Source organism: Cellulomonas sp. GbtcB1 (assembly GCF_019091725.1).
Taxonomy (GTDB): domain Bacteria; phylum Actinomycetota; class Actinomycetes; order Actinomycetales; family Cellulomonadaceae; genus Cellulomonas.
In genome coordinates this window covers 1-256 of record NZ_JAGXJG010000336.1, presented here as the reverse complement: position 1 = coordinate 256, position 256 = coordinate 1, and the positions used below count along the sequence as shown (strand labels likewise).

The 256-nt window shown below is 77.7% G+C and carries 1 pseudogene; it reads left to right on the top strand.

Annotation, left to right across the window (positions count from 1 at the left end):
• Positions 1-22: 22 nt before the first annotated feature.
• A pseudogene (locus tag KVT14_RS20625) lies at positions 23-256 on the top strand (serine/threonine protein kinase); the annotation flags it as partial.

Below are 256 nucleotides of genomic sequence, written 5' to 3'. Positions count from 1 at the left end.
GATGCCCGCCGAGACCCTGGTCGTGACGATGCAGGCCGACGCCGAGGCCGCGCTCACCGCCGCCGGGCTCGAGACCGACTACGTGGTCGGGGACCACTGGGACGACGGCGCCGCGATCGGCTCGGTGCTCTCCGTCACGGACGCGGACGGGGGAGCCGTGGAGCCGGGCCAGAGCCTCAAGCGCGGCTCGGCCGTGCTGCTCACGCTGTCGGTCGGCCCCGCGCCCGGCCGGGGCGGCTCGGTCGTCGGGGCCGCC